The organism is Streptomyces sp. 8N114 (assembly GCF_052245835.1).
In the GTDB taxonomy this organism is placed as follows: domain Bacteria; phylum Actinomycetota; class Actinomycetes; order Streptomycetales; family Streptomycetaceae; genus Streptomyces.
The window spans coordinates 277,338-303,705 of record NZ_JBQQBT010000005.1; the positions used below are offsets into that span (position 1 = coordinate 277,338).

The following is a 26,368-nucleotide window of genomic DNA, read 5'->3' on the forward strand; positions in this document are numbered from 1 at the left end:
GCCCCAGCCCCCAGGGGAAAGCAGCCCGAAGCACCGGGACGCACCGTGGAGGAGTGCCTACTCCCTGCGCCGGAGAGGGCGGGCGGCTGATCGTCCTCCAGGATGAGCGCATCCGCGCCCGAACGGTGCGGTAATGGAAGACAGCCCCGTACTCTGGGGTCTGTAGATTGCCGAGGGCTTGAGTCCGTTACGAAGGGGGCGCGCGAGGCCCATGAGCGGTGTCATGAAGCGTATGGGGATGATCTTCCGCGCGAAGGCCAACAAGGCCCTGGACCGGGCTGAGGACCCGCGCGAGACGCTCGACTACTCCTACCAGAAGCAGTTGGAACTGCTGCAGAAGGTGCGCAGGGGCGTGGCTGACGTCGCGACCTCCCGCAAGCGCCTGGAGCTGCAGATGACCCAGCTGCAGGGGCAGTCCTCGAAGCTGGAGGAACAGGGCAAGAAGGCACTCGCGCTCGGCCGTGAGGACCTGGCCCGCGAGGCGCTCTCCCGCAGGGCGGCGCTCCAGCAGCAGGTCACCGACCTGGAGGGGCAGCACCAGACCCTGCAGGGCGAGGAGGAGAAGCTGACCCTCGCCGCCCAGCGACTCCAGGCCAAGGTGGACGCGTTCCGCACCAAGAAGGAGACCATCAAGGCCACCTACACGGCAGCCCAGGCACAGACCCGGATCGGCGAGGCGTTCTCCGGCATCTCCGAGGAGATGGGCGACGTCGGCATGGCCATCCAGCGGGCCGAGGACAAGACGGCCCAGCTCCAGGCCCGCTCCGGCGCCATCGACGAGCTGCTGGCCTCCGGCGCGCTGGACGACCAGTCCGGCATGGCCAAGGACGACATCACCGCGGAGCTCGACCGCCTCTCCGGCGGCAGCGACGTGGAGCTGGAGCTCCAGCGGATGAAGGCGGAGCTGGCCGGCGGCAGCAGCGGCGGCCCGCAGGCCATCGAGGGGGGCCAGGCCCAGCAGGGCCAGACCAACGGCGAGCAGCAGGACGCGCCCAAGTTCAACAAGGAGTGAACCCGGGCCTCGGCGGCACCCCCGTAGCCGGAGGAGGAGAACGTCATGATCGTACGGATCATGGGCGAAGGCCAGGTCAGGCTGGACGACAGCCACTTCGTCGAACTGAACAAGCTCGACGACGAGCTGCTCGCGGAGATGGAGAGCGGTGACGAGGCCGGCTTCCGCCGCACCCTCCACGCGCTGCTCGAAGCCGTCCGCAGACTGGGCAGCCCGCTTCCCGACGACGCACTCGAACCCTCCGAGCTGATCCTGCCGGCCCCCGACGCCGGCCTGAACGAGGTGCGGCAGATGCTCGGCGACGGCGGACTCATCCCCGGCTAGCCCCGGCGCCGGTTCCATGCACAGGCGGGCCCCGTCCCCGACCCCCCACACGCACCACCCGCACAGCCCATACGCACCACCGCACAACGCGACCTGCAAGAGCAGATCCGACAGCACACACAGGAGAGCCGGGCCTACGGTGCCTGCCGTGACACTCCGCGACATCCGCGAGCGACTTCGTGCGCACCCCCACGCGGTCGATGCCCTCATCGCCCTGGGCACGTTCGGCTGCATCCTCCTCGGCGCCGCCACCGAGCCGCACGGCCCGAACGGCCAGCCCCGGTTCGCGGAGCGGGAGATCAGCGGGCAGACCGTGCTGCTGGCAGTCCTCATCTGCGGAGTGCTGGCGCTGCGCCGCCGGGCCCCGATGCCGGTGCTGCTGCTGACCGGCCTGATCTCCGTCGTCGCGCTCGTCACCGGTGAGGGGCCCAACGCCGGCTCGGCGCCCGAGGCGCCGCTCGTCATGGCCGCGGTCATCGCGCTCTACACCGTCACCAACACCACCGACCGCCGTACGAGCTGGCGGGTCGGCGCCGTCACCGTCGGCGTGCTCACCGCCACGAGCATGCTCTTCGGGGCTCGCCCGTGGTACGCGCAGGAGAACCTCGGCATCCTCGCCTGGACCGCGCTGGCCGCCGCCGTCGGTGAGGCGGTCCGCAACCGGCGTGCTTTCGTGAACGCCATCCGGGAGCGCGCCGAGCGGGCCGAACGCACCCGCGAGGAGGAGGCCAGGCGCCGCGTCGCGGAGGAGCGCATGCGGATCGCCCGGGAACTGCACGACGTGGTCGCCCACCACATCGCGCTGGTCAACGTACAGGCCGGGGTGGCGTCGCACGTCATGGACCAGCGCCCCGACCAGGCCAAACAGGCACTCGCACACGTCCGGGACGCCAGCAGGCACGCCCTCGCCGAGCTGCAGACCACCGTCGGGCTGCTGCGGCAGTCCGGGGAGAGCACCGCACCCACCGAACCCGCACCGGGGCTGGAGGTGCTGGACGAGCTGGTGGACGGCTTCCGGCACGCCGGGATGTCCGTCGTCGTGGACACCTCGCCGCCCGGCGCGGCGGCACCGCTCTCCTCGGCGGTGGACCTGACCGCCTACCGCGTCGTCCAGGAAGCCCTCACCAACGTGCAGAAGCACGCGGGCAGCGGCGCCCACGCCGAGGTGCGGATACGGCGGGACGCGGAGGCGCTGGAGATCGTCGTCATCGACGACGGCGCGGGCACCACCCACACCATCCCCGAGGACGCCACCCCCGCCGGCGACCCCGCCGATCCCGACGCCGCCCACCCCGCGGAGAGCGCGGGCGGCGGGCACGGCCTGGTCGGGATGCGGGAGCGGGCCGCCGCGCTGCACGGCGCGTGCGAGACCGGACCGCTGCCCGGCGGCGGCTTCCGGGTCCACGTACGGTTGCCGCTGCAGACGACGGCTCCCCGGAAGGAGACCCCCGCATGATCCGAGTCGTACTCGCGGACGACCAGGCGCTGTTGCGCAGCGCGTTCCGGGTGCTGGTGGACTCCGAGGCGGACATGGAGGTCGTGGGCGAGGCGGCCGACGGGGAGCAGGCCGTGGCGCTGGTCCGCGAAAAGGGCGCGGACGTGGTGCTGATGGACATCCGGATGCCCGGCACCGACGGTCTGGCCGCCACCCGCGCCATCAGCGCCGACCCGGCCCTGGCCGACGTCAAGGTCGTCATCCTCACCACCTTCGAGGTGGACGAGTACGTGGTCAGCTCGCTGCGCGCCGGGGCCTCCGGGTTCCTCGGCAAGGGCGCCGAGCCGGGCGAACTGCTCGCCGCGATCCGGACGGCGGCCAAGGGCGAGGCCCTGCTCTCCCCGGTGGCGACGAAGGGACTGATAGCCAGGTTCCTTGCTCAGGGCGGCAGTTCGGACCCGGACGACCCGGCCGCCGAGGGGCGCGGCGCGGCCCGGCTGGACGTGCTCACCGCACGCGAACGCGAGGTGCTGGCCCAGGTGGCCGCCGGGCTGTCCAACGACGAAATAGGCGAACGGCTCGATGTCAGCCCGCTCACGATCAAGACACACGTCAACCGCACCATGGCCAAGCTCGGCGCCCGGGACCGGGCGCAGTTGGTGGTGGCCGCGTACGAGAGCGGACTGGTGCGGCCCTCCCTCTCGGAGTGACGTATTGCGCCCGAACGACGGGAGGGGGCCCGGAGTTGGGCCCCCAGCAACGTCGCGAAGCCGTTACGGCAGGTGGGCCTGCACCTCGGCGGCGGCATCATGCCCGTACGCCTTGGTGAAGCGCTCCATGAAGTGCACCCGCTTCAACTCGTACTCCTGCGTACCAACCGTCTCGACGACGAGAGTCGCCAGCATGCACCCCACCTGCGCGGCGCGCTCCAGGCTGACCCCCCAGGCCAGCCCGGACAGGAAACCGGCACGGAACGCGTCGCCGACCCCGGTAGGGTCGGCCTTCTGCTTCTCCTCGGCGACGCCGACAACGATCGGCTCCTCGCCCGCCCGGTCGATGCGGGCCCCCTTCTTGCCGAGCGTGGTGACGCGCGTGCCGACGCGCTGGAGGACCTCCTCATCGCTCCAGCCGGTCTTGGTCTCGATCAGTTCCTTCTCGTACTCGTTCGAGAAGAGATAGGTCGCGCCGTCGGTGAGGTTGCGGATGCCCTCGCCGTCCATCCGCGCGATCTGCTGCGAGTAGTCGGCGGCGAAGGGGATGCCGCGGGTACGGCACTCCTCGGTATGGCGCATCATCCCCTCGGGATCGTCGGCACCGATCAGCACGAGGTCGAGCCGGCCGACGCGGTCGGCGACGTGCTTGATCTCGATGTTCCGGGCCTCGCTCATGGCGCCGGTGTAGAAGGAGCCGATCTGGTTGTTGTCCGCGTCGGTGGTGCAGACGAATCGTGCGGTGTGCGCGACCTCGGAGATGTGCACGGACTCGGTGTCCACACCGTGGCGTTCGAGCCAGGCGCGGTATTCCTCGAAGTCCTCTCCTGCCGCGCCGACGAGGACCGGCCGGACGCCGAGTTGGCCCATGCCGAAAGCGACGTTGGCACCGACGCCGCCTCGGCGGATGTCAAGGCGGTCGACGAGGAAGGAGAGCGAGACCGTGTGCAACTGGTCGGCGACCAGTTGGTCGGAGAAACGCCCCGGGAAGGTCATCAGGTGGTCGTTTGCGATGGAGCCGCAGACTGCGATACGCACGACGAATTCTGCTCCTGAGAGACATCGGGTACCCCCGTACGTCCAGCGCACGAGGGAAAGGCGCTCGCCACGCTACCCGCTGGGTCCCCGGAGCCGAACAGGACACAACTACCTCATAGTAGGGTCTTCCGGGCAGCTCATCCGATGCGTAGCGTGATCCTCATGTGGAAAACAGCGCCTTTCCCGGTCGAGTACGCCGAGCACGAGTCGATGGAGCAACTGCTCGGCGACTGCGCACGGATGGTCCCGCACTGGACGGTCCGGCCCGCGGTGCCCGAGGAACGGCGCCCCGTCCGCCCGGCCTCGCTGCACGGCGTGCGAGTTCCGGTACGCTCCGCACGCCTCCTGGACGGGATGTCCGAGTACGGCGACTGAACGGCCGACTCTGTCACGGAGCGCGCCGTGCGGGAACCGTCCGCTTGCGGTCCCCGTCCCACTCACGTCCCCCGCATGAGGGGGCATGAGTGTTCCCCGCGTGGGGAGGGCTCATGGACGCGGAGCCAAAGGAGTTTTCGGTGAGTACAGACCAGTCCCCCGAGACCGAGGGCCGGCCGGCACCCCGGAGCAGGCGGCGGCAGCTTACCGTCGGCGCCGTGGCCGCCGCGGTCCTCGTCGCGGGCGGGGGCGGCGCGTACTGGGCGTCCACCGCCTTTTCCGGCGACACGAACGGCTCGGGCAGCACGGATGCCGGCCGCAGCCCCGACGGCGGCCCCCCGCGGCTGGCCCTGGACGGCACCGCCACCTCGGCCCGGGACAGCGGCGAGGGCGTCGCGCCCGGCGAGCCGATGGGCCCGCGCGGCTACCGCGCCGAGGGCGAGCTGCCGGACGGCCCCAAGGCCGCGGCCGTCTACAAGCCGGGCCATGATGTGAGCCGCGCCCAGGTGGCGAAGCTCGCCGAGGCGCTGCACGTCAAGGGCACCATCAAGGACCAGGAAGGCCGCTGGCAGGCGGGCGGCGGCCAGGGCAAGGGACCCCGGCTGACCGCCGAGCGCGGGGCCGCCGGCGGCGCGTGGACGTACCAGAACGGCCAGACCGTGCCGCTGGACGCCGACCCCGACCCCGCACCGGGCGGCAAGCCCCTCTCCGAGAAGAAGGCGGAGGATGCCGTACGCCCCGCGCTGCGCGCGCTCGGGCTGGAGGACGCCACGCTGGACGCCGGATCGTCGGTCGGCGGCACCCGTACCGTCACCGCCTCGCCCAGGGTGGACCACCTGCCGACACACGGCTGGGACAGCACCTTCGTGGTGGACGACAAGGGCACCATCACCCGGGCGCAGGGCAGCTGGAACAAGACCGACAAGGGCGAGGTCTACCCGGTGCAGAGCGCCACCGCGACGCTCGACGAGATGAACAAGGCGAACCAGTCGCGCGGCGGGCACGGGGACGAGGGCGAGCGGGGCAACGAGCCGGCGAAGGTCGGCGATGCCGTCTTCGGGCTGTCGCTGGAGCGCTCGCACGGCAGGCCACTGCTCGTCCCGGCGTGGATCTACAAGGTGGAGCGGCCCGGCGGCGGTGATCTGGAGGTCACCCACCCGGCCGTGCAGCAGAAGTACCTCAAGCCCTCGAAGACCTCCGGCCACCCCTCGAAGCCGGGCAGCGGTGACGTCGGCGCGGGCGGCAAGCAGCCCTCGCAGGCGATCGAGTCGTACAAGGCGGAGGGCCGCACCCTGAAGCTGACCTTCTGGGGCGGGGTGTGCGACACCTACAAGGCCACCGCCGACGAGTCCGGCTCCACGGTGAAGGTCAAGATCGACGCCAAGCCGAAGAAGGACGGCAAGAACGTCTGCATCAAGATCGCCAAGAAGCAGACCGCAGAGGTGGAGCTCGACAAGAAGCTGGGCGACCGCAAGGTGGTCGACGCGCGGGACGGCGAGAAGCTGCCCCGCAAGTGATCCGGGCAGCCGGCGCCTAGCGGCCGGCGCCGCCCCTGGGAACGACAAGGGCGGCGGACTCCTGGTGGGGGGAGTCCGCCGCCCTTGTCACGACCTCGGCCGGTCGGCAGCGGCCGACCGGGGGTGGCTCAGTTGAACGAGTCGCCGCAGGCGCAGGAGCCGGTGGCGTTCGGGTTGTCGATCGTGAAGCCCTGCTTCTCGATGGTGTCGACGAAGTCGATGGAGGCGCCGCCGAGGTAGGGCGCGCTCATCCGGTCGGTGACGACCTTGACGCCGTCGAACTCCTTGACCACGTCGCCGTCGAGCGAGCGCTCGTCGAAGAAGAGCTGGTACCGCAGGCCGGAGCAGCCACCCGGCTGGACGGCGACGCGCAGCGCCAGGTCTTCGCGGCCCTCCTGCTCAAGCAGGCTCTTGACCTTCGCCGCGGCGGCGTCGGACAGGATGATGCCCTCGCTTACAGCGGTCTCGTCCGAAACGGACATCTGCTTCTCTCCCGGGTTGTACGGACTGCTCTCTTACCGTCGGCTCAACCGTCGGCATCCCGGATTCATTCCAGGAGCGTCACTTCATGCTCGCACACCGCCGGAGCGGCTGGGAATGCGTCACATCGACGCGATGGCCATCGTCAAACTGACGTGAAGCAGTTATGATAGATAACGTCACTTAGACGAGAATCCGACGCGAAGTCGAACTGAGATCAGAACTGAGCTACAGAAAGGGCTGGTCCTGTGAGTGCCGCCCAGCCGCTGGACGTACAGCCGACCCCGCTCGCGCTGCTGCTGCTCGGCCGTGAGGCCGACCCCAGGAGCGAGCGCGGAGTCGAGTGCCCCGGCGACCTTCCCGCCCCCTCCGACCCGGACCTGGTGGCCCGTGCCCGTGCCGCGAAGGAGAAGCTCGGCGACCGCGTCTTCGTGCTCGGCCACCACTATCAGCGCGACGAGGTCATCGAGTTCGCCGATGTGACCGGTGACTCCTTCAAGCTGGCCCGGGACGCCGCGGCCCGCCCGGAGGCCGAGTACATCGTCTTCTGCGGCGTGCACTTCATGGCCGAGTCCGCCGACATCCTCACCTCCGAAGCGCAGCAGGTCGTCCTCCCCGATCTGGCGGCCGGCTGCTCGATGGCCGACATGGCCAGTGCCGAACAGGTTGCCGAGTGCTGGGACGTTCTCACCGAGGCCGGGATCGCCGAAGTGACCGTCCCCGTCTCGTACATGAACTCCTCCGCCGACATCAAGGCGTTCACCGGCTGGCACGGCGGCACCATATGCACCTCCTCCAACGCCAAGCGGGCCCTGGAGTGGGCATTCGGCGAGGGGGAGAAGGTGCTCTTCCTGCCCGACCAGCACCTCGGCCGGAACACCGCCGTCCGCGACATGGGCATGTCGCTGGACGACTGCGTCGTCTACAACCCGCACAAGCCGAACGGCGGGCTGACCCCGCAGCAGCTCCGCGACGCCAAGATGATCCTGTGGCGCGGCCACTGCTCCGTGCACGGCCGCTTCTCGCTGGACTCGGTCCGCGAGGTGCGCGAGCGCATCCCGGGCGTCAATGTGCTGGTGCACCCCGAGTGCAAGAACGAGGTGGTCGCCGCGGCCGACCAGGTCGGCTCCACGGAGTACATCATCAAGGCGCTGGAAGCGGCTCCCCCCGGCTCCAAGTGGGCCGTCGGCACCGAGCTCAACCTCGTACGGCGGCTGGCCAACCGGTTCGCCGCCGAGGACAAGGAGATCGTCTTCCTCGACCGCACCGTCTGCTTCTGCTCGACGATGAACCGCATCGACCTGCCGCACCTGGTGTGGGCGCTGGAGTCGCTGGCCGACGGCACGGTCGTCAACCGGATCCAGGTCGACCCGGAGACGGAGAAGTACGCCAAGCTCGCTTTGGAACGCATGCTGGCCCTGCCGTAAGGGACGCGCCCCGAAGGGGCGCGGGGAACTGCGCGACAAGCCACAACGCACCCGCAGCCTGCTGGCGGCGGACAGGGGCACCCCCTCAGCAGCCCCATTGAGGCGGCCCCTCACGCAGCCGTACCGTGCGCGGATGCTGTTGCGCCCTGTCAGACATACAGAAGAAGACGCGGAGACCGTAAGAAAGCTGGCCGAGGCGGCCTTCGGAACCCCGCACGCCCTCAAAGGCGACGCCCCGCCGCAGGCGCCCCGCCGCCGCGAGCAGATCCTGCACATCGCCCGGCACGATCCCGCGGGCAGCTGGCTCGCCGAGGACGAGACCGGCCAGGCCGTCGGCGCCGCGCAGTCCCATATCCGCGAGGGCACCTGGGGCCTGGCCCTCCTCGTCGTGCCGCCCGGGCTCCAGGGCAAGGGCGTCGGCCGTGCGCTGCTCCAGCGCACGCTGGAGTACGGGCGCGGCTGTCTGCGCGGCATCATCTGCTGCTCCCGGCACCCGGCCGCCGCCCGGGTCTACCGGCAGGCCGGGTTCGAACTGCACCCCACCATCCGGATGCGCGGCGTCGTCGACCCGGCGGGACTGGGCACCGTCGAGGGCGCGGCTGTGGAGGGCGGCCCGCGCGACCGCGACCTGCTCGACTCCGTCGACCGGCGGCTGCGCGGCGGCGCCCACGGGCCCGACCACGAGTTCCTGATGCGGCACAACCGGCTGGTCGTCGCCGACGACCTGGCCGGCAGCGGCTACTGCTACATCAGCGAGGAGGGCAAGGTCGAGCTGCTGGGCGCCACCTCCCGGCGGCTCGCCACCCGGGTGCTGAGCGCGGCACTGCTCGGCGTACCAGAGGGCGTCGTCGTGGAGGTGCAGGACATCACCGCGGACCAGCAGTGGGCCGTCGACGTCGGACTCCGCGCGGGGCTGGAACTCCGCGCCGAGGGCTTCGTCTGCTTCCGCGGACTGAGGCCCCCGTCGCCGTACATCCCGTCCGGCGCCTTCCTCTGAGGGCGGCCGGTGCGGCTCAACCGGCGTCTGGTTCCGCCCGCCGCACCCGGTACTCGACGCCCTCCACCCCTTCGAAGGCGTGCCCCGTCATCTCGCACCAGGCGGGGATGTCGAGCCGCGCCGCCTCGTCGTCGGCCAGTACGCGGACCACGCCCCCGGCGGGCACGCCCTCGATGACCTTGGCCAGCTCGATCACCGGCAGCGGGCACAGCTTGCCCAGCGCATCGACGGTGACCTCGGACGCGGCACCGGACGGCGCGGGCCCGGCGGCGGTGCCGGCCCCGGCGCCCAGGTGTGCCCGTACGCCCTCGACGGCACCGGGGAGCACCTCCAGGAACCGGTCCACATCGCTCTCCGTCGTCCCCGGGGGCAGCGACACCCTTACGTTGCCCTCCGACAGCACGCCCATGGCCCGCAGCACATGGCTCGGAGTCAGCGTGCTGGAGGTGCAGGACGAGCCGCTGGAGACCGAGTAGCCCGCGGCGTCCAGCGCGTGCAGCAGGGCCTCGCCGTCCACGTACAGACAGGAGAAGGTCACCAGATGCGGCAGCCGCCGTACCGGATCGCCGACGATCTCGGTGTCCGGCACCAGCTCGGGCACCCGGGCCCGGATCCGGTCGACGAGCGCCCGCAGCCGGGCGGCCTCGGCGTCGGCCTCGGCCCGCACGGCCCGCAGCGCCGCCGCCGCGGCGACGATGGCGGGGATGTTCTCGAAGCCGGGCGCGGTCCCGGACTCCCGTTCATCCACCGGTCCCTGCGGAGCGAAGCGCACCCCTTTTCGTACGGCGAGCAGCCCGACGCCCGCAGGACCGCCCCACTTGTGGGCGCTGGCGGTCAGCAGCGACCAGGCCCCCTCGACCGGTCCCCAGGGCAGCGACTGTGCCGCGTCCACCAGCAGCGGGACGCCCGCCTCGGCGCAGGCCGCGGCCACCTCCTCCACCGGCTGGACGGTGCCGACCTCGTGGTTGGCGGACTGGAGACAGGCCAGCGCGCAGTCGTCGCCGAGCGCCTGGGCCCACTCCTGTGCGTCCACCCGCCCCGTACGGTCGACGCCGACCTGGCGCACCGGACCACCGGCCCGCTCGTGTACCTCGGCGGTGTGCAGCACCGCGGAGTGCTCCACCGCCGAGACGACCAGCCGCCGTCCGGCCCGGCGCCGTCCGGCGAGCGCCCCGGTGATCCCGGCGTGCAGCGCCTGCGTACCCGAAGAAGTGAAACGGAGCTCGTCGGGACGGCACCCGACGGCCTCGGCCGCGGTCTCGCGCGCGGCGTCCAGCAGCATCCGCGCCCGTCTGCCCTCGCGGTGCGGGCGGCCCGGGTCGGCCCACCCCTCGTCCACCGACGCCAGCAGCGCCTGTCGTGCGACGGGATGGAGCGGGAGCGAAGAAGCGGCATCAAAATAGGACACACTTGTACGCTACCGCCGCATCCGCACCGTGCGAATCCGGCGCCGCAATCAGCCGGGAACCGGCCTGCACAGCGTCAGTTCAGCGGCTCCCAGGCGGCATTCCACCCCATCAGGGTGGCGCGCGGCGCGTTACGCCCCCTCCCCGCGCGACCCCAAATGGCGTCGGCTAGGGTTTGGTCCGCATAAACATCCAAACCCCTGCCCGCGCCTGGGCCGGCGCCCGACCACGTAAGAGGGCCGCGCCCGACCGACGCGGGCGAGACTCTCGGGAAGGCGCTACGTGAGTCCCAACGGCTCCGACCTCCCCCACGGGCGCCCTTCGGGCGCCGTGGGCGGTACCACCACGTCGCGGCGCCCGATGCGGCGGAAGCTGCAGCAGGCGCTGGCCGCGGGCCTGGTCCTGGCGACCGCGACCGGTTGCACATCAAAGGACTTCCCCCGCCTCGGTATGCCCACCCCGGTAACGGACGAGGCACCGCGGATCCTCTCCCTGTGGCAGGGCTCCTGGGCGGCCGCGCTCGCCGTGGGCGTGCTGGTGTGGGGTCTGATCCTGTGGAGCATCATCTTCCACCGGCGCTCCCGGTCCAAGGTCGAGATCCCGCCGCAGACCCGGTACAACATGCCCATCGAGGCCCTGTACACCGTGGTCCCGATCATCATCATCGCGGTGCTGTTCTACTTCACGGCCCGGGACGAGACCAAGCTTCTGGCGACCTCCAAGAAGCCCACCCACGTGATCAACGTCGTTGGTTACCAGTGGAGCTGGGGCTTCAACTACGTCGAGGACGTGGACGGCGATCCCAAGACGGACGTCAACACGGACAAGGCGCTGGACAAGGAGCTGAGCGCCATCCCGGACCGGATGACCAAGGGCTTCCCCAAGGGTGCCGAGGGCGTCTACACGGCCGGCACTCCGGCGGACAAGAACCCGCAGAACGGCAACCCGGGTCCGACCCTGTGGCTGCCCAAGGGGGAGAAGGTCCAGTTCATCCTGACCTCCCGTGACGTCATCCACTCTTTCTGGATCCTGCCGTTCCTGATGAAGCAGGACGTCATCCCGGGCCATGTCAACCGCTTCGAGGTGACCCCCAACAGGGAGGGCACCTTCAGGGGCAAGTGTGCCGAGCTGTGCGGCGTCGACCACTCCCGGATGCTCTTCAACGTGAAGGTCGTCTCCCCGGAGCGTTACCAAAAGCACCTGGAGGATCTGGCGAAGAAGGGCCAGACCGGCTACATCCCGGCGGGTACCGCCACCACGGGCGGCGCCAAGAATGCGGAGACGAATAACCCGTGAGCATCCTCAACGAACCCCAGGGTGCCGCCGCCGCGACGGCTGAGGCGACAACCCCCGGGCGTCCCAAGCGGCCAGGACAGATCGTTGTCGACTGGCTGACGACGACGGACCACAAGAAGATCGGCAGCCTGTATCTGATCACGTCGTTCGTCTTCTTCTGCATCGGCGGCGTCATGGCGCTCTTCATGCGCGCCGAGCTGGCCCGTCCCGGCATGCAGATCATGTCGAACGAGCAGTTCAACCAGGCGTTCACCATGCATGGCACGGTCATGCTGCTGATGTTCGCCACCCCGCTGTTCGCCGGCTTCGCGAACTGGATCATGCCGCTGCAGATCGGTTCGCCCGATGTGGCCTTCCCGCGGCTGAACATGTTCGCCTACTGGCTCTACCTCTTCGGTTCGCTGATCGCGGTGGGCGGTTTCCTCACCCCGCAGGGCGCGGCCGACTTCGGGTGGTTCGCCTACTCGCCGCTCTCGGACGCGGTCCGTTCGCCAAGTGTCGGCGCCGACATGTGGATCATGGGCCTGGCCCTCTCCGGCTTCGGCACCATCCTCGGCTCGGTCAACTTCATCACCACGATCATCTGCATGCGCGCACCCGGCATGACGATGTTCCGTATGCCGATCTTCACCTGGAACGTGCTGCTCACCGGTGTGCTGGTGCTGCTGGCCTTCCCGGTGCTGGCCGCCGCGCTGTTCGCCCTGGAGGCGGACCGCAAGTTCGGGGCGCACATCTTCGATTCGGCCAACGGCGGGGCGCTGTTGTGGCAGCACCTCTTCTGGTTCTTCGGCCATCCAGAGGTGTACATCATCGCGCTGCCGTTCTTCGGCATCGTCTCCGAGGTCATCCCGGTCTTCAGCCGCAAGCCGATGTTCGGCTACATCGGTCTGATCGGCGCCACCATCGCCATCGCCGGCCTCTCGGTGACGGTCTGGGCGCACCATATGTACGTGACGGGCGGCGTGTTGTTGCCGTTCTTCTCGTTCATGACCTTCCTGATCGCCGTGCCGACAGGTGTGAAGTTCTTCAACTGGATCGGCACGATGTGGAAGGGCTCGTTGTCCTTCGAGACACCGATGCTGTGGACCATCGGCTTCCTGATCACCTTCACCTTCGGTGGTCTGACCGGTGTCATCCTGGCCTCGCCGCCGATGGACTTCCACGTCTCCGACTCGTACTTCGTCGTCGCGCACTTCCACTACGTCGTCTTCGGCACCGTGGTCTTCGCGATGTTCGCCGGCTTCCACTTCTGGTGGCCGAAGTTCACCGGCAAGATGCTGGACGAGCGGCTCGGCAAGATCACTTTCTGGACGCTGTTCATCGGCTTCCACGGCACCTTCCTGGTGCAGCACTGGCTGGGCGCCGAGGGCATGCCGCGCCGGTACGCCGACTACCTGGCGGCCGACGGCTTCACCGCGCTGAACACCATCTCCACCATCAGCTCGTTCCTGCTGGGCATGTCGCTGCTGCCGTTCTTCTACAACGTCTGGAAGACGCACAAGTACGGTCAGAAGGTCGAGGTGGACGACCCCTGGGGCTACGGACGTTCTCTCGAATGGGCGACGAGCTGCCCGCCCCCACGGCACAACTTCCTCACCCTGCCCCGTATCCGCTCCGAATCCCCGGCCTTCGACCTGCACCACCCGGAGATCTCCGCGCTCGACGAGCTGGAGAACGTGGACAGGGACCAGAGGGCGCTCGCCGGCAGCAAGGAGGCCGGGAAGTGAAGATCCAGGGCAAGATGTTCCTGTGGCTGTCGGTCTTCCTGCTGGCAGTCGCCATCACCTACGGGCTCTGGTCGAAGGAGCCGGTAGGTACCACCGGCCTCTTCCTGGCCTTCGGTCTGTCCATCATGATCGGCTACTACCTGGCGTTCACCGCGCGCCGGGTCGACACCGGCGCCCAGGACAACAAGGAGGCCGACGTCGCGGACGACGCCGGCGAGCTGGGCTTCTTCAGCCCGTGGAGCTGGCAGCCGCTGGTGCTGGGCCTCGGAGGCGCCTTCGCCTTCCTGGGCGTGGCCCTCGGCTGGTGGCTGGTGTACGTCTCGGCCCCGGTGCTGCTGATCGGCCTGTTCGGCTGGGTGTTCGAGTACTACCACGGTCAGAACCGCACCCAGTAGCCGGACGCAGCGCCGCACCACCGGCAGCACCACACAACCGAAAAGGCAAGGATCGGCCCCCCGACACTCCGGGGGGCCGACCCGTTTGTACGCACTCAGCGGGCCCGAAATGACGATTCTTCATATTTTGGGCCCATGAGCCACAGCCCACGCACTGCGATAGCACAGGGGGTCCTCACCCCCCGAACCCTGTCCCGTAAGTACAAGCGCCGGGTGGTGAAGAGCTGCGCCCTGCTGCTGGCACCCCTCTCCGTGGGGCTCGCCGCCTGCAGCGGCAGCAGCGGCGGCAACTCGCTCGCCTCCACCCCCTACGACGCCACGGACGCCGTGGCCGTCAACGCCGACGCCGACAGCAAGGACGTCGACCCGAACCAGCCGCTCGAAGTCACCGCCCAGCACGGCGACTCCCTCACCGACATCTTCGCCACCGACGCCTCCGGCCATGTGGTGCCGGGCGAACTGTCCGCCGACGGCAAGCGCTGGCACAGCACCGGGCCGCTGGCCGCCGGCGCGCGCTACACCCTCCAGGTGAGCACGGAGAACGACGAGGGTGCCCCAGGGCGGCGCACACTGCGTTTCGAGACCAAGCCCGCCTCCAGGCATCTGGACGTCAAGCTGGGCCCGGACAGCGGCACCTATGGCGTCGGACAGCCCCTCACGGCGGAGCTGAGCCACCCCGTCAAGGGCCGCAAGCAGCGCGAGCTGGTCGAGCGGGCGCTGAAGGTGGAGTCCAAGCCCTATGTGGACGGCTCCTGGCACTGGGTGGACAGCAAGGAGCTGCACTACCGGCCCAGCTCCTACTGGCCCGCGCACGCCTCCGTCACCCTCCGCTCGTCACTCAAAGGGCTGAAGGTGCGCGACGGCCTCTACGGCGGCAAGGCCGAATCCGTTCGGCTGAAGACCGGCGACCGAATAGAAGCGATCACCGACGCCTCCTCGCACGTGATGACCGTCAGGAAGAACGGCAGAACCATCCGCTCCATACCCGTCACCACGGGCAAGGCGGGTTACGAGACCCGCAACGGCATCAAGGTGATCCTCACCAAGGAGCCCTTCGTACGGATGACGAGCGCCAGCATCGGTGCCTCGGACTTCTACGACCTGCCCGTCCACTGGGCCACCCGCCTCACCAACAGCGGTGAGTACGTGCACGGTGCCCCCTGGTCGGTCGGTTCCCAGGGCGTGTCGAACACCAGCCACGGCTGCACCGGCATGAGCAGCGCCAACGCCAAGTGGTTCTTCGACAACGTCCGCCAGGGCGACATCGTCCAGCACGTCAATTCGGCGGGCGAGAAGATGGCCCCCTTCGGCAACGGCTTCGGGGACTGGAACCTGGGCTGGAAGAAGTGGCGCGCCGGCAGCGCCGTCAACCACGGCAAACCCCCCGGAAGCAGCCCCGCGGACGCCGCGCGGCTGCGTCCCCAGGTATGACCTGTCCCCGGTGCGACCGGAAATCTGTGAAACAACCAGAAATCTGTGAACAGAAAGCCGCGCCCGTCTGTCCCCCGGCCGAGGGGGCAGACGGGCGCGGCGCTTCTCCTGGCGGGCCTTCCGGCCCGGTGCTCAGCTGGGGTCCCCCGGCCGGAGGCTGGGGGAGGGCGGGAGCGTCAGGCGGGCTTCAGGCCGGGGCGAGGGTGCCGTCGCCGGTGCGGTCCCGCAGCAGCCCGGCCAGCGCGTCGGCCAGTGCCACCGGGTCGATCGGGTGCGAGACGGTGGCCTCGGCCCGGCTCCAGGTGGCCAGCCAGGCGTCCTGCGGCCTGCCGATCAGCAGCAGCACCGGCGGGCACTCGAAGATCTCGTCCTTGATCTGCCGGCAGACGCCCATACCGCCGGCCGGGGCGGTCTCCCCGTCCAGCACACACGCGTCCACGTGCAGCTCCTCCAGCGTGGCGAGCACCGCGGGGAGGGTGGCGCACTCCACGTAGCGGACCTCGGGCACATCGGTGGCGGGCCTGCGGCCTGCTGCGAGCCGCACCTGCTCGCGGGTGGTGGCGTTGTCGCTGTAGACCAGCACCGTGGCGGTCGGCTGCATTGTTCCTCCGCGTCCGTATCGGGCGAACCGTGACGCACCGGGCGGCAAGAAGCCGCTTTTCGCGGTGGCGCCGCTCGGATGCTACTCCCTCCGACGCACCGTCAACACCGGTCAGCACACCCTGATACTTGGCCGTAAGAGGGCCGGGGGAGCGCCGTCTTCCCAGGGCACAGCGCAGGAGCCGGGTACGGACACACCGAACGGGACCCCCCGAAGTGAGGCCGGGATAAGCGACCGACATAATGTCGGTCGTGGCGACAGCAACAGCAGTAGAAACCGGGCACGCGCACCCGTCGGTCAACCGGCCGAACCTCACCAGTGTCGGAACCATCATTTGGCTGAGTTCCGAGCTGATGTTCTTCGCGGCCCTCTTCGCGATGTACTTCACCCTTCGGTCGGTGACCGGAGCCGAGTACTGGAAGGAGCATGCCTCTGAGCTGAACCTTCCCTTCTCGGCGACGAACACCACGATCCTGGTGCTCTCCTCGCTCACCTGTCAGCTCGGCGTCTTCGCTGCCGAGCGCGGTGACGTGAAGAAGCTCCGCGCGTGGTTCATCGTCACCTTCGTCATGGGTGCGATCTTTATCGGCGGCCAGGTCTTCGAGTACACGGAGCTGGTCAAGGAGGGCACCTCACTCTCCTCGAGTCCGTACGGATCGGTGTTCTACCTGACCACCGGTTTCCACGGGATGCACGTGACAGGCGGTCTCATCGCCTTCCTGTTCGTCCTGGGGCGCACCTACGCGGCCAGGCGGTTCACTCACCACCAGGCCACCGCCGCCATCGTCGTGTCCTACTACTGGCACTTCGTCGATGTCGTCTGGATCGGCCTCTTCGCCACGATCTACCTGATCCGGTAACCGAGCGGGCGCGGCACCGCCGCGCGCCGTACCGCACAGGCGGACTACGGAACAGACGGACAGACACAGCATCGACGAGAAGATCCTGACACCGGGGTAATCCGTGAAAAAGCTCTCCGCACGACGGCGCCATCCGCTGGCGGCGCTTGTCGTTCTACTCTTCGCGCTGGCGGCCACCGGGGGGCTGTACACCGCGTTCGCTCCCGCGGGCGAGGCCAAGGCCGAGCAGGAGTCGAGTAAGTCCCTCGCCATCGAGGAGGGCAAGAAGCTCTACGCCACCGGGTGCTCCAGCTGCCACGGGACCGGCGGCCAGGGGACCAGCGACGGTCCCAGCCTGGTCGGTGTCGGGGCCGCGGCGGTGGACTTCCAGGTCGGCACCGGCCGGATGCCTGCCCAGCAGCCCGGCGCCCAGGTGCCCAAGAAGAAGAGGATCTACGACCAGGACGAGATCAACCAGCTCGCCGCGTACGTCGCCTCCCTGGGCTCGGGCCCGAGCAAGCCCACCAAGGACATGTACGACCCGAGCGGTGCCGACGTCGCCAGGGGCGGGGAACTCTTCCGCACCAACTGCTCGCAGTGCCACAACTTCACCGGCGAGGGCGGTGCCCTCACGCACGGCAAGTTCGCGCCCGACCTCGAAGATGTCGATCCCAAGCACCTCTACGAGGCCATGCAGACCGGCCCCCAGAACATGCCGTCCTTCACCGACGGTGCGCTTCCCGAGAAGGACAAGCGGGACATCGTCGCGTACGTGAAGGAGGTCAACAGCGACAAGTCGGAGAGCCCCGGCGGGTTCAAGCTCGGTGGCTTCGGCCCCGTCGCGGAGGGCATGTTCGCCTGGATCTTCGGTCTCGGCGCGCTGATCGCCGTCGCTGTCTGGGTCGCCGCTCGGACCGCAAAGGCCAAGAAGTCATGAGTAGCCAGACTGGACCAGACGAGAACGTGTCAGACGAGAACCTGCCTGCAGAGCAGGAATCCCACGGTGCGGAGGTGGCGAAGACCGACCCCTTCGCGGACCCGGGCCTGCCGCCGCACGAGCACCGCATCCAGGACATCGACGAGCGGGCGGCCAAGCGCTCCGAGCGCACCGTCGCCTTCCTCTTCACGCTGTCCATGCTGGCCACGGTGGGCTTCATCGCCTCCTTCGTGGCCTTCCCGATCGACGAGATCGTCTATGTCTGGCCGATCGGGAACGTCAGCGCGCTGAACCTGGCACTCGGCCTCACCCTGGGCGTCGCCCTCTTCTGTATCGGCGCCGGTGCGGTCCACTGGGCCCGCACGCTGATGTCCGACGAGGAGATGGTCGACGAGCGGCACGCCATCGCCGCCTCCCCGGAGGTGCGCGAGAAGGTCATGTCCGACTTCAGGCAGGGTGCCAAGGAGTCGGCCCTCGGCCGCCGGAAGCTCATCCGCAACACGATGTTCGGTGCCGTGGCCCTGGTGCCGCTCTCCGGCGTCGTCCTGCTGCGCGATCTGGGTCCGCTGCCCGAGGACAAGCTGCGGCACACTGCCTGGAAGAAGGGCAAGCTGCTCGTCAACGAGAACACCGACGAGCCGCTGCGTCCCGAGGACATCGCCGTCGGCTCGCTCACCTTCGCCAAGCCCGAGGGCCTCGAGCACGGCGACGAGGAGTTCGCGAAGGAGATCGCCAAGGCGGCTCTGATGATCGTGCGGCTGGAGCCGAACGACATCAAGGACAAGCGCGAGCTGGACTGGTCGCACGAGGGGATCGTCGCCTTCTCGAAGATCTGCACGCACGTCGGCTGCCCCGTCAGCCTCTACGAGCAGCAGACCCACCACGTCCTGTGCCCGTGCCACCAGTCGACGTTCGACCTGTCCGACGGTGCGCGCGTGCTCTTCGGACCCGCCGGCCACCCGCTGCCGCAGCTCAACATCAGCGTCAACAAGGACGGCTACCTCGAAGCGCAGGGCGACTTCGCGGAGCCCGTCGGTCCGGCCTTCTGGGAGCGCGGATGAGTACTGGAACCGAGCCCGCGGGCAGCGCGGCTGCCGAGGGCAAGAAGAAGGCACCCGCGGGCGAGCGGGTCGCCGACTGGGCCGACGGACGGCTGGGCATCTACAGCCTCGCCAAGGCCAACATGCGCAAGATCTTCCCGGACCACTGGTCCTTCATGCTGGGTGAGGTCGCGCTCTACAGCTTCATCATCATCATCCTGACCGGCGTCTATCTGACGCTGTTCTTCCACCCGTCGATGAACGAGGTGGAGTACCACGGCGCCTACACCCCGATGCACGGGGTGCGGATGTCGGAGGCGTACGCCTCGACGCTGGACATCAGCTTCGACGTACGCGGTGGTCTGCTGGTGCGGCAGATCCACCACTGGGCGGCGCTGATCTTCCTCGCGGCGATGTTCGTGCACATGATGCGCGTCTTCTTCACGGGGGCCTTCCGCAAGCCGCGCGAGGTCAACTGGGTCTTCGGGTTCCTGCTCTTCGTCCTGGGCATGTTCACCGGCTTCACCGGCTACTCGCTCCCGGACGACCTGCTCTCCGGCACCGGTGTCCGGTTCATGGAGGGCGCGGTCCTGTCCGTGCCGATCGTGGGCACGTACCTGTCGATGTTCCTGTTCGGCGGCGAGTTCCCCGGGCACGACTTCGTGGCCAGGTTCTACTCGATCCACATCCTGCTGCTGCCGGGCATCATGCTCGGGCTGCTGGTGGCGCATCTGATCCTGGTCTTCTACCACAAGCACACCCAGTTCGCGGGCCCCGGCCGGAAGAACACCAACGTGGTCGGCATGCCGCTGCTGCCGGTGTACATGGCCAAGGCCGGAGGCTTCTTCTTCCTGGTCTTCGGTGTGATCGCGGCCATCTCGGCGCTGTTCACCATCAACCCGATCTGGGTGCTGGGGCCCTACCGGCCCGACCAGGTGTCCACCAACGCGCAGCCCGACTGGTATATGGGCTTCTCCGAGGGCCTGATCCGGTTCATGCCGGGATGGGAAGTCAACCTGTGGGGTCACACGCTGGTGCTCGGCGTGTTCATCCCGCTGATCATCTTCCCGTTGGTGCTTGTCGCGATTGCCGTCTACCCGTTCATCGAGGCATGGGTGACGGGGGACAAGCGTGAGCACCACATCGCCGACCGGCCGCGCAACGCACCTACGCGTACGGCCTTCGGCGCCGCGTGGATCGCCTGGTACTTCGTGCTCCTCGTCGGCGGTGGCAACGACCTGTGGGCGACGCACTTCCATCTGTCGATCAACGCGATCACATGGTTCGTGCGGATTGCGTTCTTCGTCATGCCTGTCCTGGTCTTCTGGATCACCCGGCGCTTCTGCCTCAGCCTCCAGCGCAAGGACCGGGAGAAGGTGCTGCACGGCCGCGAGACCGGCACCATCAAGCGGCTGCCGCACGGTGAGTTCGTCGAGATCCACGAGCCGCTCTCCCAGGAGCAGCTGCACTCGCTCACCGCGCACGACCAGTACGAGCCGGTGGAGATCGGTCCGGTGAAGGATGTGAACGGCGTCGTGCGGAAGGTCTCCCGCGGGCAGAAGCTGCGGGCCAAGCTCTCGAAGGGCTACTACGGGGAGTCGGGACAGATCCCGAAGCCGACCCGGGAGGAGTACCGCGAGATCGAGAGCGGTCACGGGCACCACTGACCGGTTCGCACTTCGCACAGCTGAATCAGCTGAGTCCGCCACATCGGGAGGGGTTCACGGGTACGTCCCGTGGGCCCCTCCCGGCTTTGTGGGCGCCGCCGGGGGACGCACCTGCTCATGGGTTGAACAGCTGGGTTGAACAGCCCGCCGGTTCGGCCCACGGACTCGGTAGGGTGGCGGCACCAATGCGTCGGTCCTATTGCCAGGAAGTGGTCACCATGAGCGCTGCTACCCCCGCCGGAGGCGACACCATGGCGGCGCGTACCTGGCCCGACGTGCTGAGCACGCTGCTCGCGGGCGAGGACCTGAGCGCGGACGCCACCGCGTGGGCGATGGACCGGATCATGCGCGGTGAGGCCAGCGACGTGCAGATCGCCGGCTTCGCGGTGGCGCTGCGGGCCAAGGGCGAGACCGTCGAGGAGATCTCCGGTCTCGTGGAAGCGATGTACGAGCACGCCCGGACGATCGAGGTTCCCGGGGCCACCGTCGACATCGTCGGCACGGGCGGTGACCGGGCGAAGACCGTCAACATCTCGACCATGTCGGCAATCGTCGTCGCGGGCACCGGCGCCAAGGTCGTCAAGCACGGTAACCGCGCCGCGAGCAGCGCCAGCGGCGCCTCGGACGTGCTGGAGAAGCTGGGCGTCAACCTGGAGCTGCCGCCCGAGCAGGTTGCCGCGATGGCGGACGAGGCGGGCATCACCTTCTGCTTCGCGGTCAAGTTCCACCCCGCGCTGCGGCATGTGGGCGTGGCCCGCAAGGAGCTGGGGGTTCCCACCCCCTTCAACTTCCTCGGCCCGCTCACCAATCCGGCCCGGGTCGCCTCGCAGGCCACCGGGGTGGCCGATGCGCGGATGGCGCCGATCATCGCCGGGGTACTGGCGGCGCGCGGCTCCTCCGCGCTGGTCTTCCGCGGGGACGACGGGCTGGACGAGCTGACCACCACGGCGACATCCACCGTGTGGATCGTCCGCGACGGTGCCGTACGGGAGGAGAGCTTCGACCCGCGCGACGTGGGCATCGAGCTGGTGCCCGTGGAGGCGCTGCGGGGCGCGGACGCCGCATACAACGCGGATGTCGCGCGGCGGCTGCTGGAGGGGGAGCGCGGGCCCGTGCGGGACGCGGTGCTCTTGAACGCCGCCGCTGCGTTGGTGGCCCTCTCGCCCGGGGCGGGGTCGCTGCGCGAGCAGATCGCGCCGGCCATGGAGAGGGCCGCCGAGTCCATCGACTCGGGGGCGGCCCGCGCGGTGCTGGAGCGGTGGGTTGCCGCGAGCAATCGCTGATCCGGTTTTGGGGGGTATCGCCCCGCTTGTGGGCATCTGTCCCGCAGGGCGGGACGGGTGGGCACAAGCGGGCCGCAGCCGCGCACCGGCTGGCACCCCGCGCCGCAGCGTGGGCGCCGTTCGTCTGCGGCCCCGTGGCCGGTGCTGCGCTTGCCCACCCTGCGCCCTGGGGGCACCTCCCGGCCGGAGGCTGGGGGAGCAGACTGCCCAAGCGCAGCAGTGGGTGTGGCCCACAAGCGGATGCGTAGCGGGGCCCTCACATTTTGGCGGCGGCTTCCAGGGCGGCGATGTCGAGTTTGTGCATGCCGAGCATGGCCTTGGTGACGGCTTCGGCCTGGGCCGGGGCCCCCTCGTCGAGGAGCTCGAACAGGCGGCGGGGGACGATCTGCCAGGAGACGCCGTACTTGTCCTTGAGCCAGCCGCACGGGCCCTCCTCGCCGCCGTCAGCGGTCAGCTTGGCCCAGAGGGTGTCCACCTCCTCCTGGGAGCCGCAGTCCACCTGAAGCGAGATCGCCTCGGTGAACTGGAACTCGGGGCCGCCGTTGAGGGCGACGAACTGCTGTCCGGCCAGCTCGAAGAGGACGGTCAGCACGGCACCGGTCTTGCCGGGAGCCACCTCGTTGTGGGCCTCGTTGTAGTGGGTGACCTCCACGATGCGGGAGTCGTCGAAGAGCGAGGTGTAGAACTTCGCGGCCTCCTCGGCCTTCCCGTCGTACCAGAGGAACGTCTTGATCTTCTGCGGCTGCTTCATGGTGATGCCTCCCTGTGTGCGGCGATACGACGCTTGTCAGTACAGACCTGTCCCGGTGCGGGAATTCATCGGTACGCGGAGGATTCGTCGCGCCCCACTCCACCGGCCCAGTGGCCGAGGACCGCTCCGGTCGACGCCACGGTGATGCAGCCGACCGCCAGCCACTGGGCCGCGCTCAGGTGCTCGCCCAGCAGGAGGAGCCCCGCGCAGCCCGCGGCGACCGGCTCCAGGGACTGGAGGACCCCCACCACGCGGGCGGGGAGGCGGCGCAGCGCGGCGAGTTCGAGGGAGTAGGGGGCCGCGGCCGACAACAGGGCGACGCCGAGTCCGGCGAGCAGGACGTGGGGCTCGGCGAGCCGCTCTCCGGCCTGGGCCGGCCCGAACGGCAGGGTCAGTACGGCGGCCCAGCACACGGCGAGGGCGAGCGGGCCACCGCCTGTCATCCGGGCGCCGGCCCGTCTGCTGAGGAGCAGGTAGGCGCCCATGGAGAGCGCGGACGCCACCGCCCAGGCCAGGCCGACGGGGGAGAGCGGCCGGCCTCCCGTGCCCGGCAGCGCGAACAGCGCGATGCCGGCCGCCGCCAGCAGGCCGCAGCCCGCGTCCGTCCAGCGGCGCGACATCAGCAGGGAGACGGTGATCGGGCCCGCGAGCTGGATCGTCATGGCGACCCCGAGGGGCAGGTGCGCCATGGCGAGGTAGGAGAGGTTCATCCCGGCGATGGCCGTGCCGAAGGCCACGACGAGCAGCAGGGTGCGGCGGTCGGTGGGCGGCCGGGGGCGCCACAGTGCCAGCAGGACCAGGGCTGCCAGTCCGAGCCGCAGTGTCACCACGCCGAGCGGGCCGCCCGCCGCGTCGAACAGGCCCTTGCCCAGGGCCTGTCCCGTCTGGACGCTGACGACGCTGCCGAGGACGAGCAGTGGTGCGGGGACCGCTGGGCTGCGCGGTCGTGGCCCGGAGGGGGAGGGGGCCGGTTCAGTCTCCGAGGCCATCGGATCCGGCCTGGGCGTCGCCGGAGTCCGGGGTGCGGTGGGCGCCGATGAGCAGTTGGTCGGTGCCTTCGGTCCGGCGGAGCCAGACGCGCAGCGTCCCGCACGCGCAACGGGAGTAGACGACGGTTCCCTCGGTGACCGGGTGGCAGGAGACGGTCTCGTACGGGTCGTGCAGCGGCCAGCCGCAGGTTGCGCACCGTCCGCCGCCAGGGTTGCGGAGATTGTCCATACGGACAGCGTCAGGCGCGGTCAGCATGCACGTCCATCGCATCTTTGTGCACGGGATCGTTTTGAATTGGTGCATGATCGACCTACGGCTCCTGCACACGCTGCGCGTACTCCACTCCGAGGGCACCGTGACCGCGGCGGCGCGGGCCCTGCATCTGTCCCCCTCCGCGGTCTCCCAGCAGCTGCGGCAGCTCGCTCAGCAGGCCGACGCCGAACTGCTGCGCCAGGACGGGCGGATTCTGCGGCTGACCCCCGCCGGGAGGGTGCTGCTGCGCCACGCGGACGTACTGCACGCACAGTGGGAACAGGCCCGCGCCGATCTGGCCGAACACGGCGGGGAGGGACGGCGGACGCTGCGCATCGAGGGGTTCACCACCACCATCGCCTCCCTCTTGGCGCCCACGGCCTCCGAGCTGCTGCACGCACGGCCGCCCGTCCGCGTCCGTATCCATGAGTCGGATACCCGGCGCAGCTACCAGCGGCTGCTGGCGGACCAGGCGGACATCGCCGTACTGACGCCGCACTCCGACAGCCCCGCGGCCGACGACCCCCGCTTCGAGCAGCGTCCGCTCATGGACGACTTCCTGGACCTCGTCGTCCCGCTCGGGCACCCGCTGGCCGGAGGGGAACCGGTCGATCTGGCCGCCGCGGCGGGGGAGGACTGGATCACCCCGCACCACGACCAGGACCGGCTCGTCCAGGCGCTGTGCGCCGCCGCGGGCTTCGCACCGCGCCGGGTGCACCACTCCGACGAGTGGCCCGCCGTGCTGGCGATGATCGGGTACGGACTGGGGGTGTGCCTGGTGCCGCGGCTGATGTCGACCGCGGGCTTTCCGCAGGTCGTCCGGGTGCCCGTGCAGGGGAGTCCGCCGCCGTTCCGGCGGGTGCTGACCGTGGTGCGGCGGGGCAGCGAGCGCCAGGCCGCCGTCGCCGCCGGGCTGGCTGCGCTCCGGGAGCGGGCCGGGGTTCTCACATCGCAGCCTGCGCCGAAGTGAGCAGTCCCTTTCCTGCGTGTTACGGGAGGACACGCAGGTCGAAACAGCGGGCTCCTAGCGTCGGTCTTCCTTCCAGCGGACAGGAGACGACGTGAGCGCACGGTGGATCACTCGATGGGAGCCCGAGGACCAGGGGTTCTGGGAGCGCGAGGGGCGGCGCACGGCGCGGCGGAACCTGTGGCTGTCCGTGTTCGCCGAGCACATCGGGTTCGCGGTGTGGAGCCTGTGGTCGGTGCTGGTGCTGTTCATGACCCCCGAAGCGGGCTTCTCGCTGACCCCGGACGACAAGTTCCTGCTGGTCTCGGTGGTCTCCCTGATCGGCGCTCTGCTGCGGCTGCCGTACGGATTCGCCGTCACCCGGTTCGGCGGGCGTACGTGGACGGTGTGCTCCGCGCTGGTGCTGCTGGTACCGGTTCTGCTGGCGACCGTGCTGGTGCAGCGCCCGGAGACACCCCTGTGGGTGCTGTTGCTGTGCGCCGCCGTCGCCGGTCTGGGAGGGGGCAACTTCGCCTCCTCCATGGTCAACATCAACCAGTTCTTCCCCGAGCGTGAGAAGGGCTGGGCGCTCGGGCTGAACGCCGGTGGCGGCAACCTCGGGGTCGCCATGGTGCAGATACTCGGACTGGCGGTGCTGGCCACCGCCGGGGTCGCGCACCCGGAGATCCTGCCGCTGCTGTTCGTCCCGGCCCTGCTGCTGGCCGCGCTGCTGGCCCGCCGGGGCATGGACAACCTGGCCACCAACCGCACCGATTACGGCGCCTACCGGATCGCCCTGCGGGACCGGCACTGCTGGACCGTCTCGCTGCTGTACATCGGGACGTTCGGCTCCTTCATCGGGTTCGGCTTCGCCTTCGGGCTGGTGCTGCAGAACGAGTTCGGCAAGACCCCCGTCCAGGCCGCGGCGCTCACCTTCCTCGGGCCGCTGCTGGGCTCGCTCTCCCGGCCGCTGGGCGGCCGGCTGGCCGACCGGTTCGGCGGGGCGCGGGTGACAGCGTGGACGTTCCTCGCGCTGGCGGTCGGCGCCGGATGTGTGCTGATCGCCTCGGCCGCCGGTTCGTTCGCCGCCTACGTCGCCGTCTTCACGGTGGTGTTCGTGCTGACCGGGCTGGGCAACGGGTCGACCTACAAGATGATCCCCGCCATCTACGCGGCGCGGGCCGAGAGCGCGGTGGAGGCGGGCGACAACCCGGCCGAGGCCCGCGCCCGGGGGCGCCGGCTCTCCGGTGCCGTCATCGCCATCTCCGGCGCGGTGGGCGCGCTGGGCGGCGTGGCCATCAACCTCGCCTTCCGCCAGTCGTACCAGTCGACGGGCGGCGCGGACGCGGCCATCGGCGCGTTCCTCGCCTTCTACCTGCTGTGCCTGGTGGTGACCCTGATCGGCTACGTGCGGCGGCCCGCGGCCGAACGTACCGACCGGACAGTCGGTACGCGGCAGCCGGAGCCCGCAGGCTCCGAGCGGGGGGCCTGA

26 protein-coding genes are annotated in these 26,368 nt (G+C 69.7%); 19 read left to right on the plus strand and 7 right to left on the minus strand.

Annotated features, from left to right (window positions below; translation table 11 throughout):
* Nucleotides 1–223: 223 nt before the first annotated feature.
* From ACTWQF_RS14075 to ACTWQF_RS14090, 4 genes are all read left to right on the plus strand, one after another.
* The gene (locus tag ACTWQF_RS14075) at nucleotides 224–1,012 is read left to right on the plus strand and encodes a PspA/IM30 family protein (RefSeq protein WP_443279690.1); all 789 of its coding nucleotides are present in this window, start codon (nucleotides 224–226) and stop codon (nucleotides 1,010–1,012) included.
* A gap of 45 nt (nucleotides 1,013–1,057) precedes the next feature.
* The gene (gene pspAA / locus ACTWQF_RS14080) at nucleotides 1,058–1,336 is read left to right on the plus strand and encodes a PspA-associated protein PspAA (protein ID WP_443279691.1); all 279 of its coding nucleotides are present in this window, start codon (nucleotides 1,058–1,060) and stop codon (nucleotides 1,334–1,336) included.
* Between the two features lie 139 nt (nucleotides 1,337–1,475).
* Nucleotides 1,476–2,792, plus strand: a complete 1,317-nt coding sequence (locus tag ACTWQF_RS14085) for a sensor histidine kinase (protein WP_443279692.1) — start codon at nucleotides 1,476–1,478, stop codon at nucleotides 2,790–2,792.
* Nucleotides 2,789–3,481, plus strand: coding sequence for a response regulator (locus tag ACTWQF_RS14090; RefSeq protein ID WP_443279693.1), 693 nt, complete (start codon nucleotides 2,789–2,791; stop codon nucleotides 3,479–3,481). The genes ACTWQF_RS14085 and ACTWQF_RS14090 overlap by 4 nt, the downstream gene beginning before the upstream one ends.
* 63 nt (nucleotides 3,482–3,544) lie before the next feature.
* Here the strand turns inward: ACTWQF_RS14090 and ACTWQF_RS14095 are convergent, their stop codons facing one another.
* Entirely contained in the window at nucleotides 3,545–4,519 is a 975-nt protein-coding gene (locus ACTWQF_RS14095) for a carbohydrate kinase family protein (RefSeq protein WP_443279694.1), read from the minus strand.
* 162 nt (nucleotides 4,520–4,681) lie between these two features.
* Between ACTWQF_RS14095 and ACTWQF_RS14100 the strand changes: the two genes are divergently transcribed.
* Nucleotides 4,682–4,894, plus strand: coding sequence for a hypothetical protein (locus ACTWQF_RS14100; RefSeq protein ID WP_443279695.1), 213 nt, complete (start codon nucleotides 4,682–4,684; stop codon nucleotides 4,892–4,894).
* Between the two features lie 140 nt (nucleotides 4,895–5,034).
* Nucleotides 5,035–6,411 (plus strand): hypothetical protein, encoded by a 1,377-nt coding sequence (locus ACTWQF_RS14105; protein WP_443279696.1) that lies wholly within the window; start codon nucleotides 5,035–5,037, stop codon nucleotides 6,409–6,411.
* Nucleotides 6,412–6,539: 128 nt separating this feature from the next.
* Here the strand turns inward: ACTWQF_RS14105 and erpA are convergent, their stop codons facing one another.
* A complete protein-coding gene (gene erpA, locus ACTWQF_RS14110; protein WP_099880034.1) occupies nucleotides 6,540–6,893 on the minus strand; it encodes an iron-sulfur cluster insertion protein ErpA in 354 nt (117 codons plus the stop codon).
* 246 nt (nucleotides 6,894–7,139) lie between these two features.
* Here erpA and nadA point away from each other — a divergent pair, with 246 nt between their 5' ends.
* Together nadA and ACTWQF_RS14120 are read left to right on the plus strand one after the other, a co-directional pair.
* The gene (gene nadA, locus ACTWQF_RS14115) at nucleotides 7,140–8,318 is read left to right on the plus strand and encodes a quinolinate synthase NadA (RefSeq protein WP_443279697.1); all 1,179 of its coding nucleotides are present in this window, start codon (nucleotides 7,140–7,142) and stop codon (nucleotides 8,316–8,318) included.
* 133 nt (nucleotides 8,319–8,451) lie between these two features.
* Entirely contained in the window at nucleotides 8,452–9,315 is an 864-nt protein-coding gene (locus tag ACTWQF_RS14120) for a GNAT family N-acetyltransferase (RefSeq protein ID WP_443279698.1), read from the plus strand.
* Nucleotides 9,316–9,331: 16 nt separating this feature from the next.
* Here the strand turns inward: ACTWQF_RS14120 and ACTWQF_RS14125 are convergent, their stop codons facing one another.
* The gene (locus ACTWQF_RS14125; protein WP_443279699.1) at nucleotides 9,332–10,723 is read right to left on the minus strand and encodes a cysteine desulfurase/sulfurtransferase TusA family protein; all 1,392 of its coding nucleotides are present in this window, start codon (nucleotides 10,721–10,723) and stop codon (nucleotides 9,332–9,334) included.
* A gap of 280 nt (nucleotides 10,724–11,003) precedes the next feature.
* Here ACTWQF_RS14125 and ctaC point away from each other — a divergent pair, with 280 nt between their 5' ends.
* From ctaC to ACTWQF_RS14145, 4 genes are all read left to right on the plus strand, one after another.
* Nucleotides 11,004–12,017 carry an aa3-type cytochrome oxidase subunit II gene (gene ctaC / locus ACTWQF_RS14130; protein WP_443279700.1) on the plus strand — a complete coding sequence of 338 codons (1,014 nt, stop codon included), beginning with the start codon at nucleotides 11,004–11,006 and terminating at the stop codon, nucleotides 12,015–12,017.
* A complete protein-coding gene (ctaD, locus tag ACTWQF_RS14135) occupies nucleotides 12,014–13,744 on the plus strand; it encodes an aa3-type cytochrome oxidase subunit I (RefSeq protein ID WP_443279701.1) in 1,731 nt (576 codons plus the stop codon). The genes ctaC and ctaD overlap by 4 nt, the downstream gene beginning before the upstream one ends.
* Nucleotides 13,741–14,139 carry a cytochrome c oxidase subunit 4 gene (locus ACTWQF_RS14140; RefSeq protein ID WP_209264814.1) on the plus strand — a complete coding sequence of 133 codons (399 nt, stop codon included), beginning with the start codon at nucleotides 13,741–13,743 and terminating at the stop codon, nucleotides 14,137–14,139. Before ctaD ends, ACTWQF_RS14140 begins: the two co-directional genes overlap by 4 nt.
* Before the next feature lie 135 nt (nucleotides 14,140–14,274).
* The gene (locus ACTWQF_RS14145; protein ID WP_443279702.1) at nucleotides 14,275–15,570 is read left to right on the plus strand and encodes an Ig-like domain-containing protein; all 1,296 of its coding nucleotides are present in this window, start codon (nucleotides 14,275–14,277) and stop codon (nucleotides 15,568–15,570) included.
* A 187-nt stretch (nucleotides 15,571–15,757) separates the two neighbouring features.
* On the opposite strand, the gene ACTWQF_RS14150 is transcribed toward ACTWQF_RS14145, so the two are convergent.
* The gene (locus ACTWQF_RS14150) at nucleotides 15,758–16,171 is read right to left on the minus strand and encodes a hypothetical protein (RefSeq protein WP_443279703.1); all 414 of its coding nucleotides are present in this window, start codon (nucleotides 16,169–16,171) and stop codon (nucleotides 15,758–15,760) included.
* 242 nt (nucleotides 16,172–16,413) lie between these two features.
* On the opposite strand from ACTWQF_RS14150, the gene ctaE reads away from it, so the two are divergent.
* From ctaE to trpD, 5 genes are all read left to right on the plus strand, one after another.
* Complete coding sequence (ctaE, locus tag ACTWQF_RS14155; protein ID WP_443279704.1) at nucleotides 16,414–17,031, plus strand: aa3-type cytochrome oxidase subunit III; 618 nt, start codon at nucleotides 16,414–16,416, stop codon at nucleotides 17,029–17,031.
* A gap of 103 nt (nucleotides 17,032–17,134) precedes the next feature.
* Nucleotides 17,135–17,947 carry a cytochrome bc1 complex diheme cytochrome c subunit gene (gene qcrC, locus ACTWQF_RS14160; protein WP_443279705.1) on the plus strand — a complete coding sequence of 271 codons (813 nt, stop codon included), beginning with the start codon at nucleotides 17,135–17,137 and terminating at the stop codon, nucleotides 17,945–17,947.
* Nucleotides 17,944–19,008, plus strand: a complete 1,065-nt coding sequence (qcrA, locus tag ACTWQF_RS14165) for a cytochrome bc1 complex Rieske iron-sulfur subunit (RefSeq protein ID WP_443279706.1) — start codon at nucleotides 17,944–17,946, stop codon at nucleotides 19,006–19,008. The genes qcrC and qcrA overlap by 4 nt, the downstream gene beginning before the upstream one ends.
* Nucleotides 19,005–20,654, plus strand: coding sequence for a cytochrome bc1 complex cytochrome b subunit (qcrB, locus tag ACTWQF_RS14170; RefSeq protein WP_443279707.1), 1,650 nt, complete (start codon nucleotides 19,005–19,007; stop codon nucleotides 20,652–20,654). Before qcrA ends, qcrB begins: the two co-directional genes overlap by 4 nt.
* A gap of 218 nt (nucleotides 20,655–20,872) precedes the next feature.
* The gene (gene trpD / locus ACTWQF_RS14175; RefSeq protein ID WP_443279708.1) at nucleotides 20,873–21,937 is read left to right on the plus strand and encodes an anthranilate phosphoribosyltransferase; all 1,065 of its coding nucleotides are present in this window, start codon (nucleotides 20,873–20,875) and stop codon (nucleotides 21,935–21,937) included.
* A gap of 256 nt (nucleotides 21,938–22,193) precedes the next feature.
* On the opposite strand, the gene ACTWQF_RS14180 is transcribed toward trpD, so the two are convergent.
* The 3 genes from ACTWQF_RS14180 to ACTWQF_RS14190 all read right to left on the minus strand — a co-directional run bounded on the left by ACTWQF_RS14180 (nucleotide 22,194) and on the right by ACTWQF_RS14190 (nucleotide 23,906).
* Entirely contained in the window at nucleotides 22,194–22,688 is a 495-nt protein-coding gene (locus ACTWQF_RS14180) for a VOC family protein (protein WP_443279709.1), read from the minus strand.
* Nucleotides 22,689–22,753: 65 nt separating this feature from the next.
* The gene (locus tag ACTWQF_RS14185) at nucleotides 22,754–23,677 is read right to left on the minus strand and encodes an EamA family transporter (protein ID WP_443279710.1); all 924 of its coding nucleotides are present in this window, start codon (nucleotides 23,675–23,677) and stop codon (nucleotides 22,754–22,756) included.
* Nucleotides 23,661–23,906 (minus strand): hypothetical protein, encoded by a 246-nt coding sequence (locus ACTWQF_RS14190; RefSeq protein ID WP_443279711.1) that lies wholly within the window; start codon nucleotides 23,904–23,906, stop codon nucleotides 23,661–23,663. The genes ACTWQF_RS14185 and ACTWQF_RS14190 overlap by 17 nt, the downstream gene beginning before the upstream one ends.
* Before the next feature lie 73 nt (nucleotides 23,907–23,979).
* Between ACTWQF_RS14190 and ACTWQF_RS14195 the strand changes: the two genes are divergently transcribed.
* Both ACTWQF_RS14195 and ACTWQF_RS14200 read left to right on the plus strand, forming a co-directional pair.
* Nucleotides 23,980–24,900: a LysR family transcriptional regulator gene (locus ACTWQF_RS14195; protein WP_443279712.1), complete on the plus strand. Its 921-nt coding sequence runs from the start codon at nucleotides 23,980–23,982 to the stop codon at nucleotides 24,898–24,900.
* A gap of 91 nt (nucleotides 24,901–24,991) precedes the next feature.
* A complete protein-coding gene (locus tag ACTWQF_RS14200) occupies nucleotides 24,992–26,368 on the plus strand; it encodes an MFS transporter (protein WP_443279713.1) in 1,377 nt (458 codons plus the stop codon).